Here is a 12,569-nt window from a genome sequence, read left to right on the forward strand (position 1 = left end):
CCGGCTCCATCGTCTGCTGGATAATGGCGATCTTCTCCTGAGGAGTTTTACGTTTACGGACTTCTTGCCCTAACAGGATCCCGGTCATCTCAAAATTGGTGTTAGTGTTAGACATATATTCAAGCCTATCTCTTATCTGGAGATACAGCTACTGTCTGGTGTTTCAGGGGGCTACATCACAAAGTACCACTTTCTTACCGTCTGCATCATAGATCGCGTTAAAATAATCACTCTCAAATTCATAGACATTGACGGGTTGATAACCGTCTCCGGGCTCCTGCCTTGTGACTTCATTAAAATTTGGTAGGCCATCATCATCCAGCAAATCCGGCGTCAGATAAACTTTATCATTCCGACTGACCATTGCCATGTGACATGCCCATTGATCATTCAGCATTGTCGGGAATTCCTTTAAATCACCGGCATGCCAGTTAACAATCTCTTCTGGCCGTTTGACAACAAACCGCTCCAGTTTCTTTGCCTTTCCTTCAAGCAACACAAACCTCAGACCTGAGTTTTTCTCTGCCATCGACAGGACCCTTGCTCGCGCTTTATCCGGGCATTCATACCAACTGGTATACAACTCCAGCAACAGCTCCCGTGTGTCATCATCCCCTGCCCGGGCATACATCCATTGCTCCGTTGAGCATGTCCCTAATGCAATTAGCTGTAATGAGTTTCGTGACTTAATCAAGCCAACCGGGAGGAACATATCCGGGGTTGTTACGTATTCCGCGCCAGAGTTGGAGTTGCATGCAATATAAGCATCTCCCCACATCTCAAAAAGATCGCTATATTCCTCATGTCCCGACTTGCCCATGGCCCCTTTCAGTAATTCCGCACCTTTTTCGCACATTTCAAATAGCTTTTGTTTTTCGGCCCACGAACTGAATACCGGTTTCATGGAGTACCATTTCCTAGACTGCTCCTCATCTTCCCAAAGGGTAATTTCGGATGCCGAACGCTCCGGCATAGAGACCCAGGATCTGCTGGTTTCCCGAATGTTTCGTTTTCCGGTTGCATAGACAACACGATGGACCCACGCATGAGCTTCAAGTCTGTTATCACACTCATAGGGTTTAGGCGCGATAAACGCGACGTAATTCCCTGACGAGTTGACCCCGGCCCGAAGCAGTTGCGATCCGGACGCAGTTACCTGCTCCTGAATGACCGATGCCATTTCGCTTGCACCCTGAGTGAGCCTGTAAAGTTGATTCAGCAGGGCCTGGCGCCCTTTTTCGAAACGCATTCCATCATCAAGCGAAACGCCACGGTTACCGGTCTTCCATGAAGCAATGCACTGATGAATCAGTTCATGAATGTTCACCGGCAGGCGCAACCCCGAATCCTGCATTGCAGTCAGCAGATATTGCCGGTGCGGCAATTCTCTTTCACGTTCCTGCTCCAGGAATTTGATTGCGGCCTTAAAAAATCGAATGTAAAAAAGGTGGTTACTCCGGAATTTGCGCTGCTGGATAAAACGGTTCAGTTCCTCCGGGCCCACTGCATCCAGGCACAGATATGCAAGCTCTGCTTCTCCCCGGCGCCACGGCCTGTAGCCAGAAACGTTTACCTTACAGTTAAACATCTTATCTGTTCTGTAGCGCTTCACCGCCACATCAACTGCCAGACTATCTCCCTGACGATACACAACCGCAGCAGAGACATTATTCTCTGGTTCAGCGATGAAGGAGTACCCTGAATAGCTGCTGTCCTCTTTGACGGCACCAGGTGCTGTTCTGGGGGTCATAAGCTCACGCCAGTTGCAGAGCAGCCGCGAGCCCGGTTGCATATAGGAGTTTTTTTCACTAATAAATTCATCGAGCGTCTGCGAGTCTGGTGATGCCAGCAGCCCTGTGCCGTCTTCATCGTGCAGAAAATGGAAGTACCGCTCCTGGAAGCTCAGATTCAGGAAATTAGCCTTTTCATGCTTGGGATAGAACTGACCAAAGAGAGCCAGCCGCTGGTCAAGACCAAACAGCATGATAAGCAGACGTCGGTAATGCAGAGCCATCAGGTCATGGGATTTGAGACGATCGGTATAGGCCACATCTTCAAATTTGATGGTGGTACCGTCAAACCCACGAAAGTGGCCCTGCTGCTCATCTTCAGACGGAAATAACCGTGATGCTCCAAGATGGCTTTCCACCGGGGAATAGATTTGTTTGATGTTTTGCCCGTTGCGGACCATCAGAAACACGATGCTGTTCTTTTCATTGTATTCTGAATTCGCCCAGGTATCACCATAGTCAATAAATCTGCGGGTGGTTACCATGACGAGTACACATCGCTCAGTCGGAAAAATTTGCTCCACCAGCCCAGGGTTATCTTTTAGCGCCTTGTGGAATGCGGAAAGACTCCTGAAATCAAAGTGTTCGTCGATGTCACACCAGGCTGAAAGTTCCTCATCCACTACGAGCTTCTTCTGACACAGCGTCAGCGGAATGCTGCTGTCAGCTGGCTCGCCTTCAGCAATATCGACTACCGTCACGTTTTTGCCGACGAATAATTCCAGCGTGAGAACACCGGCCTGAATTTTGTTAGCCTGCTCAATGCCCTCCTGCGTTCCGGCCAACTTGGCAGCGGCCAGCTCCGCATAATACGGATGCATTTTCTCCAGCGCCCGGGTAATAGCACCGGTACGCGACGTAATAATGTTAGCTACGGCACCGGCAATCTTCCCTTCCCGTTCCGCGACTTTCGCCATCAGAGAAACCTGAGCTTCGGAAATTCCCTGAGAAAGGGCATTCTGCACCGTACCCAGCGCCATGGTAACTGCGGCATCTTCTGCATTTCTGACGACCGGAAGCATTCTGTCGTCTGACTCGCCCCCCCTTTTACTGGCCTCTTCGTCTTCGATCCTTTTCATAGCCAGTTCCCGGAGATCTGAGGGATTTTTCAGTGTTTCGGTGAGACGCATTTGCAGGTCAGCAACCTCGTCCTGAATGCCTTTGAGCTCTGACTGACGGATCGATTCATGGTCGGGCTGATATTCAAACAAGGCGAGAAAATCGGCCGTCAGAAACCGATGTTCATTCAGTTTCTTGTCTTTCGTTGATTTTGAGCCGTTCTCAGCAACGACTTCAACGTTTACCCATTCCCCGTAGTGCCGAGGGTGGGCACGAAGGATGACGGTATGCAGATTGTCATCCACGTACCGCAACGAGTTGATGAGGAGTGTATCCCCGGCCGCAATCGCCTCTGCCGGAATATCGACGAGGGCGGACCAGTATTGCCCCGCCAGCAGAGAATGAAAACGTTCAAGGCGATCAATGTTAGTTTTGCTGACCAGGCCACCCATTCACTATACCCTCCGAATTTGTTTGTTATAAGCATCATACCAGATTGGATTGTCAGCCAAATAACCTGAAGTACGGGAAGAGGTAAAATAATTAAAATTGAGCCTGTCCAATTTATCAGTTTTGAACATGTGGATTAAACCTTCGTTAATTAAATCATCGGGGAATGACTTCATATATTACATAGGAAGGAGTTGAATAGCCCATTAAGTCATATATTTTAGAGACAGAAGCTTAACGGGCGAAATGTTTTTTTACAGTCAACCAACGTCAGATCATTTTTTGGACTGAACGATTTCCCAGTATCTCTCGTTAACACTGGTTTCACAGCGAGAAGGTATGTCAGACGGGGATCTTGATCGAGTAACAAATGCCTCGATTACATTTTTCCCTTCATCTGACACTTCGGCATCAGGTAATCTTCTAAGAGTCTCGTTTAGTATCTTAGTAGCCCCATCTCTCATCTTAACTGGATTAGTTTCTCCGAGAAGTTCACCACACATTTTTGAAACAGCTGTTGCGTGCCCAAAGACAGGTACTGGATCACTTTTTTTATTCTGTGTTTCGCTGGCATGAACAGAAAATACCAGTGAAAATATTCCTGCCAATACGATGCATTTAATTTTCATTTGTTTCTCCATGACTATCACCAAGTTAAAAACATAATTTTTATACCACAATATTTTCTCAACCATAAACAGCTATTTCTGGTTGTGGATCATAATTATTTCATCCCGGCGTTAAACTGACGCCGGGAACAGAATCCGGCCGGAATTTTCAAGGCATAGATAAATTGTTATCACGCCAATATTGATGCATGCCTGCAACCCATTGTTTCGAGATTGCCGACATCGTCTCTGCCAGGACACGCATACATTCAGGTGTGAATAACCGGACTGGCTCCCCCAAATCGTCACTCACAGTGATGATGTGCTCCAGGATGTTCCCGTGACATAAATTGTGACGAACCCTCACGATTTCCGCATAGGGCCTTTTCGGGGCACCTTCAGCAATCTTGGTCAGCAGATCCTGCTCCTCGGGAAACGCCAGCAGCGTCACCGGCATACCAGCCATGTGCGCCCTTCTCATTAGGGCATTACTGAGTGTGGCCATATCACTTAAATCCACCAGCGTTGCGGCTGGCTGCGAATGCGCCTGTGACTCCATCAGTTCAAGCGTCACCCTCAGTGAGGTTTCAATCCCGTTCAGGAAAGTTGTACAGGCAGCCAACCACAATTCAGCGTGAGTTGCCCGGGTAGCCTGGTCAAAAAAACAATCAATAACGGCTGTCGTGCTGTACGGCCAGTATGCTTCCAGGTCCCGTAACTGTGCCATGTGCTTCTCTAACGCCTCTGCAACCTCTACATCTACATCTACCGGATCGAAATCGTCGGTATCGATAGTCATAGGTAAATCCTGTTGTCAGTATCGTGAATGAAAATCCGCTGAACCATATCATACCCTTACATAAAATATGGCTTAGCGCCATTATATCTTTCCTAAATGCAGCGCCAGAGAGAACAGTTGCTAAACGCCAAATGAATCAGAACAACTGTTCCACGAACAGCCAGGTTGTGGGCCACAATTAGTTGACCACGGCATGGATAACAAGATGCAGTGTAAGACTGCGAGATCTTCATGGTCCAATCCAATTCTGACATGCTTTGAGTCACCCTCGTCAGATGATAAAATATGGAAAATTTATCTAATTCAAAAAGGGCTGCTTGTGGATAATTCATTTCGTGCAGAAATAAAGGTTCTTTCCGTTTTCGACTTTGATGGAACTCTTACCCGACATGACAGCTTTATCCCCTTTTTGCGCTTTGCCTTCGGTAACAGTGTCTTCACCCGCCGGTTGGTTAAACTCGCTCTTCCTACCCTGCGGTGTTTGAGTCGCAAACTAACTCGTGATGAACTCAAAGAAATTTTAATATCAACGTTTCTCACTGGTATCGAGGAAAAGTGGGTCAAGGAGAAAGCTGAAGCCTATTGCAACCTTTATTGGGGGCGTCTGATGAGAGCATCAGGCCTATTGGCCGTGGCAACGGAAGTTTCTAACAATGTTGAGGTGACACTCTGCTCAGCCTCACCGAGGCTTGTACTTGCTCCGTTTGCTGAACGACTGGGGATCAAGCTCATCGGTACAGAGCTGGAAAGCGTTAATGGTATCCTGACCGGGCGCATTACAGGGCACAATTGTCGTTGCATACAGAAAATTAACCGGCTGGAGTCTATTTACGGACCATTAGATCAGTATCATCTTCGAGCCTGGGGGGACACTCGGGGCGATTATGAATTGCTGGCAGCCGCCAAAGATGCCCACTGGCGGCACTTCCATCCTCGTTGGGACAGAAAAAAAGCTTTTATACACCGCTTAAAAAAGGAGTCGTTCAGGGTCTAAAATCGCACAACATGAACGTTTTAAATAATATACCGGGGCTAGCTTTCACAGTTGTCCATGACCAGTGTTTGGCCGTTGATACCTTTAAGACCCAGCTGGCTGGGTCTCTCGCCAGAGCCCTCTAATTAAGCTTTATCAGGAAGCAAGCTAAAGGATATTTAACCTTTTTGTTTCATCTATCCACGGTCTAAATTCTTCCAGTAAGTTATCGTATAATTTTTCATCGCTGATAGAGCCGAAGTCATCCATTGCAAAGAAATGGGTGTTATCAACGCGGCGGTCTGTAAAATCATCCAGGTTTTTCAGGATTCCGTAGCTAGATCCACCGAGGCCGACAAATTTCCAGAAGATCGGGAAGTTGGCTGAGCGCCGGATAGCATTCTTAATTGCTCCGGTCTTGCTTATCCCGCCATCGGTAATAAACACTATGTAAACCGGGATTTTTGAGTCTTTGAAGTAGTCGACAATTTCTTCCATTACCGGTGGTTCATTGTTAGTCCCACCAAGCCCCGGCAAATTTTCCCAGGCTGAACGCTTTCCGGATCCACGAATGGTCTGAATGTAATCGTCAAGGTTATCCAGAGTGACATTTGGATACTTCTTATGCTTCTCTCCAAAGCCCCAGACATCCATTTCGCCATCGTCATCGAACTGGGCGGCAAGGACGGCGATGCGATCCAGCACGGACTGAACGTTACCCTTACTGAACTGGCCACTCATTGAGCCGGACGCGTCAAGAACAAACGCAACTGCTGCCTCCAGGGTTTCCAGTTTATTTTTAGTGAGGCTGACTGAGGCCTTTTTAGCGAGACTTATAAGTCGCGGAGATTTTGTTTCGAGCTTCTTTTCCAGACTGATACGAGCAGGTTGTGCTGGCTGCGGAGCTGTCTGTGCAACATCAACACCATAACTCATCGCCAGGGGCTCAAGCCCACCGTTGAAACCGAGGCCAAGCGCCCGTAGCTTCCAACTGCCGTTATGGCGATACACCTCCGCCACGATAATAGCTTTCTCGCTGCGCCCTGCTGTTTCGGGATCAAACGATGCAATACCGGAGGCCTGCAAATTCAGATTCTGCAAGCCTGTAATAGTATCGCTTCCGTCTATCACGAGGGTTATGGCGATTTTCTGAACAGCCGAGGAAACGCGGTTAAGATCAATATGTACGCTTGATTGCTGCGTCCCTGCCGTCAGTTTTAAAGCCCCCTCCGGTGAACTCAGGTTATTGAAAAAGATGAAATCGTTATCACCGCTCACCTTACCTTGTGCGTTGAGCATGAAAACGCAGGTGTCGGGTTCGCCGTTAAAACCGGGACGTACCGGGTATCGCAAATTAAGAGTGACTGATGATGAAGATAGAAGGATATTTTGACCTGACTGTAATTGCATGACTCTGTTCCTTGTTTAGTAACCGTAGTCTCTGCCACCCTTTACCCGGGTTCTGGCCTGAAGTGCTGAAATACACTCATCGCGCTTTTGCTTGTTCGAAAAGTTGATGCGTCGGGATCCGAAATCACCATGGATATAGAAGTTGACACCTTTCTCGCGTGTGATATTCGATATTTTTCGAATCTCAATGCTGTCTTGCTCACCCATCCTGCTCAGAAACTTGAGACGAAGCCAGTCACCCAATCCCATATTGCCTAAATCTGCTGGAAGAATTATCGTTCTGTCATTGTCGTTAAAAATTATACCGAAATATTCTATGGCGATGCGTTCCGCCATTTTTTTCATTGGCCAGATCATTACAAGTGGATAGAGAACGAACATAACTCTTGCTATATAATGTGATATTTCTGGCGATACAAATTTGACGGGAAGCGCACTGAGTTGCAGAACGAGCACTGCTGAAACCACAATAACTGCGATAGAGGCACTTAACGTTTTAAAAATGACGCCAATATCATATACACGTTGAATGTTGGGGATAGCTGAATATTTTCTTTTTAGCTTTCGGTAGAAAAACATCCCGAATATCAGAAACGGCAGGAACACAAAAAAAGCCACAATAAAAAGTAGTATTACTGCTGAACCATCATCTTTTTTCTTTGCCATGTGCTAACACCTATAAAAAACCCCGGTGACAGCACCGGGGTTGAGTTTATTTTTATTATTAAATATTCACGCCGTGCTGGGTTGCCAGTGCAGATAACCCGCCAGCAAAGCCCTGGCCGACAGCTTTAAACTTCCATTCAGCGCCATGGCGGTACAGTTCGCCAAAGACCATTGCAGTTTCGGTTGAGGCGTCTTCAGACAGATCGAAACGAGCAATTTCCGCGCCGTTGTCGTTGTTGTACACGCGCATGAAGCTGTTGCTCACCATGCCGAAGTTTTGTTTACGCGCTTCTGCATCATAGATGGTAACGGCAAACACCAGTTTTTTGATGTCTGCTGAGACTTTGGTCAGATCGATTTTGACCTGCTCATCGTCGCCGTCGCCTTCACCGGTACGGTTGTCACCCTGGTGCTCTACCGCGCCATCAGGACTGGTTTTGTTATTGAAGAAAATGAAATGGGCATCTGACAGCACTTTACCGTCTTCGCCTACTGCAAATACGGAAGCGTCCAGGTCAAAACCCTGACCGTCGGTTACACGGGCATCCCAGCCCAGGCCAACCATAGCGACATTCATGGTTGGTGCTTCTTTGGTCAGAGATACGTTGCCGCCTTTTACGAGAGAAACTGCCATTTTAAGCTCCTGCAAACAGTTGAATTAGGGCTGAATAAACAGCCCCGGATAAGAAAAGTAACTTTTCGATCAGGACGCGTTAATACCGTACTGAGCACATACAGATGCCAGACCACCAGCATAACCCTGGCCTACTGCGCGGAATTTCCACTCACCATTGTGACGATACAGCTCGCCAAACAGCATGGCGGTTTCAGTGGACGCATCTTCGGTCAGATCGTAGCGAGCAACTTCAGTCTGGTTATCGTCATTTACCAGGCGAATAAACGCACCGGATACCTGACCAAAGCTCTGGCGACGAGCCTGAGCATCGTGGATAGTCACAACGAAAATGATCTTGTCAACTTCAGACGGGACGGCGTCCAGTTTAATTTTCAGCGATTCATCATCACCATCGCCCTCACCGGTGCGATTATCGCCGGTGTGCGTTACGGAACCGTCCGATGACGTCAGGTTGTTATAGAAGATGAAATCTGAATCGCCGCGCACTTTGCCATTTGCGGCCAGCAGGAAAGCTGAAGCATCCAGGTCAAAGTCCTGACCGTCTGTTGAACGCGCATCCCAGCCAAGGCCCACCAGGACGTTTTTCATTGACGGAGCTGCTTTACTCAGGGAGACGTTCCCGCCTTTGGAAAGAGAAACACTCATAAAATAACCTCTTCGATTAGTAATTGTTCAGGTTAACACTTCAGGGGATCAGCTCCCCTTTTCCTCAGATTCAGGTTTGCCCGGGAACATGACGCTTGCGAGAATGCCCAGCGCCAGAACACCCAGTACAACATACAGGCTGGTTGTGGCCGCGATGCTGTAACCATGATGCCAAATGTGATCGGTCGCATTCAGGCCCAGTTTTGCCGCGATGAAGAACAGCAGCACGATAACGGCCTTCTCCAGATGAACCAGGTACTGTTTCAGTGCTTCAAGGACAAAGTACAGAGTACGCAGGCCCAGGATAGCAAACATCATGGCACTATAGACGATAAGCGGTTCACGACTGACGGCAATGATTGCCGGTACCGAGTCAAACGCAAACATAACATCCGATAGTTCAACCACGGCCACACACAGGAACAGAGGGGTCGCATACAGCGCCGCCTTTTTACCACGGCCAATGGTGACATCGCTGTTTTCTGGTTTCGCCAGTTCGGCATCCACTTCCTTCTGGTTAAGCAGGAAAGCATGACCTCTGAGCTTCGGCCAGATAGGGAAGAAGCGTTTAACCATGCGGTAAGCCAGATGCTGGGAATAATCCTCAATTTCATCATCGTCATCACCGCTTTTAAGCATCATGACCGCCGTCCAGGCGACGATGATAGCGAAGACAACTTCAACATACGGCCCCAGACTCAGCAGGCTCGTACCGATGGCGACAAAGATGCCCCTGAAGACGATGGCACCAATGATCCCCCAGTAGAGAACACGGTGGCGGTAACGATCAGGAACGGCGAACCAGGAGAAGATGGCCATCATGACAAACAGGTTGTCGACCGACAGCACTTTCTCCAGCGCATAACCCGTTACAAACAGGCTGGCAACCTCAGCACCGTGGTGGATGTAGAGGAAACCGGCAAATGCCATCGCAACCACAACCCAGAATACGGACCAGAGCGCCGCACTCTTCAGGGAAATGGGCTTGTCATCACGGTGCATAAACAGGTCAATAAAGATGGCACCGACTGAAAGCGCAATGAAAACAATGACCGTTTCAGTCGGGAAGCCGATGTGTGTGGAAACCATATTTTACCCTTAGGGATGTGGATCAGAGGCCAAATTCAGCCGGGTCGAAGCCCAACGCGATAGCGATCTCGCGGGAGGCCAGTTTCTCGTCCTGATCGAAGTTACCGTCACTTTTCGCAACGGCAATACCAACACGTAAGGCCAGCTGAGCGGCCTCAGGCTGATCTTTCAGCGCCAGGATGTATTTCATGGTTTCGCCCTTGCCGATTTCAACATCGAAATCGAAGCTTGAAACCAGTTTATTGAAGAACTCGATCACCTCATTGGTATCGAAGACCTTCAGCTCTTCTGAAGACCGAAGAAAGCCCATCATTTTCTGCTTTTCTTCCGAACTCACGCCGTCACTCGATACGGCAATACGGGCACATACAGCAACGGTGCCGTGCATAAATTTTTTGTTTTTGAAACGACCAACCTGGCGGGTCAGTTCGTCCCGGCCAGAGTTTATGGCACCTTTTACCTTGTCGAAAAAGCTCATACCTGTTTCCTTTGTTGCTGTGTTATTTAGAACCGGCGCTCCAGCGAAATCCCCAGCCAAATGCCCGGTCCATTTCGTCCTGGCCTTTGAAGTACTGGTTGATACGCTCGACTTTAATCGCGCCGTTTTCATTTACGAGTCTGGCAATGGCGCACAATGTGCGACGGTTTTCACCTTCGGTGAGGCGGGTCTCAATGGGAGGCTGATCCGGCACATGAATGGTGACCACACCATCAGTCTTGTCCCAGCTGGGAATACCTTCATAAATAAAGGCGTAAATCAGCACTTCACGGATATGCTTCCATTCCCGGCCATTGATATGCAGCCACTCGCCGTCTGATACATCACCCGTCCGGTCATCGCCCTTGAGCTGAACATAAGGCTCATCGCGATAATTACCGAATGCATTACCCAGCGCCTGAATGACCGATTTATACCCGTCCTGAAGCTCAACAAATGCCCCAAGATCCAGGTCGATTCCTTTGGAGCCGAACATGCCTGCGAAACCCGATTTGCCGCTGCCCCGGTGCCAGTTCAGGTTGATCCGGATTTCACCGAAGTTATCCCGTTTGGTCAGGCTGATTGCTGGCTTCTCTTTTGTCAGAGATACCTTACTCAGGCTGATTTTTGTCTCAGCTGGCGGAGGGGTTGCAACCGGAGGGGTCGGGGCGGCGGGAGCAGGTTCGTCGGCAATATTTACGCCGAAATGCTCTGCCAGCGGTTTAAGACCACCGTTGAACCCCTGTGCAACGAAGCGGAATTTCCAGTCATTATTACGACGGTAAAACTCACCCAGAATTAAGGCTGCTTCCTGACGGCCGCTCAGTTCGACAATGCCGCTAACCAGGCCGGTAGCCCCCTGCTCCACGTCGATGGAAAGATTACGAAGACCGGACACCGTCTGCCCACCGTCACAGGTCACTGTGAACGCAATTTTCTGGACATCAGATTTCAGCCGGTTGAGCGCGACAGTAAAAGTTGAGTACTGGCCTTCACTGACCAGGCTGACGGTACCATCATCGTTGCGTGGCTGACCATAGAACACCATGTCCGCATCACCCTGCACCTTCCCGTCGGCATACAGGCGAAACGCCGAAGCATCCACCTGACCGCCCGAGGTGATCCGGACCCGCAACTCCTGGGCTGGAACGGGGGCATTGCCCCCCGGCGTCAGGTTCATTAGCGAATAACCGCTGAAACGATATCGGAGTGCATATCGTCAATTGTGCGGCCGCGACAGGCATGGCCAAGGGCGGTAAAGTCCCAGTTGCCGTTATTACGACGCAGCGAAGAAATAACGATCCCGGTATGTGAGCCCTGCTCAGTCAGCTTGTAGCGAGCCAGCTCTTTGCCGGTTTGATCGACCACGCGGCAGAATGCGTTTTCGACGTCATTGAACGACTGACCACGGAAGCTGTTAACCGTAAACGCCAGGTATTCAACGTTTGCAGGCAGACGGGAGAGGTTGACCTTAATCACTTCATCGTCGCCGTCACCCTCACCGGTCAGGTTATCGCCACTGTGCACAACAGCTTTGCAGGTGGATTCCAGTTTGCGGAACCAGATGGTGTCAATTGTTTTACCAGTGCTGTCCATTAATACGCAGCCAGCATCGAGATCGATTGAGTCGTTGCCACCTAACAGTCCGCCAAGAAAACCTTTTTTCTTAATCGGATCCCAACCGAGGCCGAATTGAAGCTGGCTTAATGCTGAAGATTCTTTGCTGAGTGATACCGTCTGGTTCTTACTTAATGAAACCATGTTTTATTCCTTAAAATGGTAATGACCGAGACAATCAAAGGGTTGTTTATTAACTGACGAAGAAAATCATATCATGATGAAGTTCTCTGACAAGGGAAATTTTGGTAGTTTTCTGTAAAAACACAAAATGAAATCCTTTTTAGGATGTCCTTATCTCTAGACTTGTATTAAATATCAATACTTTAACAGGGAACACAAAAACAC

Annotated in this window: 12 protein-coding genes and 1 pseudogene; 1 reads left to right on the forward strand and 12 read right to left on the reverse strand. The window is 48.7% G+C overall.

The genetic code is table 11. The annotated features are described in order from the left end of the window. The 4 genes and pseudogenes from ACMWLG_RS21030 to ACMWLG_RS21045 form a co-directional block, all read right to left on the reverse strand. Positions 1-88: pseudogene (locus ACMWLG_RS21030) on the reverse strand (tpnC protein); the annotation flags it as partial. A 75-nt stretch (positions 89-163) separates the two neighbouring features. Next, positions 164-3,301 (reverse strand): hypothetical protein, encoded by a 3,138-nt coding sequence (locus ACMWLG_RS21035; RefSeq protein WP_259409758.1) that lies wholly within the window; start codon positions 3,299-3,301, stop codon positions 164-166. 273 nt (positions 3,302-3,574) lie between these two features. Further along, entirely contained in the window at positions 3,575-3,994 is a 420-nt protein-coding gene (locus tag ACMWLG_RS21040) for a hypothetical protein (protein WP_015062971.1), read from the reverse strand. Positions 3,995-4,076: 82 nt separating this feature from the next. Next, entirely contained in the window at positions 4,077-4,706 is a 630-nt protein-coding gene (locus ACMWLG_RS21045) for a hypothetical protein (RefSeq protein ID WP_032610449.1), read from the reverse strand. A gap of 313 nt (positions 4,707-5,019) precedes the next feature. Here ACMWLG_RS21045 and ACMWLG_RS21050 point away from each other — a divergent pair, with 313 nt between their 5' ends. Beyond that, the gene (locus ACMWLG_RS21050; RefSeq protein ID WP_032610522.1) at positions 5,020-5,700 is read left to right on the forward strand and encodes an HAD family hydrolase; all 681 of its coding nucleotides are present in this window, start codon (positions 5,020-5,022) and stop codon (positions 5,698-5,700) included. A 147-nt stretch (positions 5,701-5,847) separates the two neighbouring features. On the opposite strand, the gene ACMWLG_RS21055 is transcribed toward ACMWLG_RS21050, so the two are convergent. The 8 genes from ACMWLG_RS21055 to ACMWLG_RS21090 all read right to left on the reverse strand — a co-directional run bounded on the left by ACMWLG_RS21055 (position 5,848) and on the right by ACMWLG_RS21090 (position 12,365). Beyond that, positions 5,848-7,089, reverse strand: a complete 1,242-nt coding sequence (locus ACMWLG_RS21055) for a vWA domain-containing protein (RefSeq protein WP_032610451.1) — start codon at positions 7,087-7,089, stop codon at positions 5,848-5,850. A gap of 15 nt (positions 7,090-7,104) precedes the next feature. Further along, a complete protein-coding gene (locus ACMWLG_RS21060) occupies positions 7,105-7,755 on the reverse strand; it encodes a hypothetical protein (RefSeq protein ID WP_032610453.1) in 651 nt (216 codons plus the stop codon). Positions 7,756-7,813: 58 nt separating this feature from the next. Continuing rightward, on the reverse strand, positions 7,814-8,389 hold the full coding sequence (locus tag ACMWLG_RS21065; protein ID WP_015062975.1) for a TerD family protein: 576 nt from the start codon (positions 8,387-8,389) through the stop codon (positions 7,814-7,816). Between the two features lie 69 nt (positions 8,390-8,458). Further along, positions 8,459-9,037: a tellurium resistance membrane protein TerD gene (terD, locus tag ACMWLG_RS21070; protein WP_015062976.1), complete on the reverse strand. Its 579-nt coding sequence runs from the start codon at positions 9,035-9,037 to the stop codon at positions 8,459-8,461. 48 nt (positions 9,038-9,085) lie between these two features. Then, entirely contained in the window at positions 9,086-10,126 is a 1,041-nt protein-coding gene (gene terC / locus ACMWLG_RS21075; protein ID WP_000255079.1) for a tellurium resistance membrane protein TerC, read from the reverse strand. 22 nt (positions 10,127-10,148) lie between these two features. After that, a complete protein-coding gene (locus ACMWLG_RS21080; RefSeq protein ID WP_000007448.1) occupies positions 10,149-10,604 on the reverse strand; it encodes a tellurite resistance TerB family protein in 456 nt (151 codons plus the stop codon). A gap of 22 nt (positions 10,605-10,626) precedes the next feature. After that, positions 10,627-11,784 carry a TerD family protein gene (locus tag ACMWLG_RS21085; protein ID WP_015062978.1) on the reverse strand — a complete coding sequence of 386 codons (1,158 nt, stop codon included), beginning with the start codon at positions 11,782-11,784 and terminating at the stop codon, positions 10,627-10,629. After that, positions 11,784-12,365, reverse strand: a complete 582-nt coding sequence (locus ACMWLG_RS21090; RefSeq protein ID WP_015062979.1) for a TerD family protein — start codon at positions 12,363-12,365, stop codon at positions 11,784-11,786. The genes ACMWLG_RS21085 and ACMWLG_RS21090 overlap by 1 nt, the downstream gene beginning before the upstream one ends. Positions 12,366-12,569 lie beyond the last annotated feature (204 nt).

Source organism: Enterobacter sp. 01-M-02-SI-ECC (assembly GCF_047530595.1).
GTDB classification, from domain to species: domain Bacteria; phylum Pseudomonadota; class Gammaproteobacteria; order Enterobacterales; family Enterobacteriaceae; genus Enterobacter; species Enterobacter cloacae_M.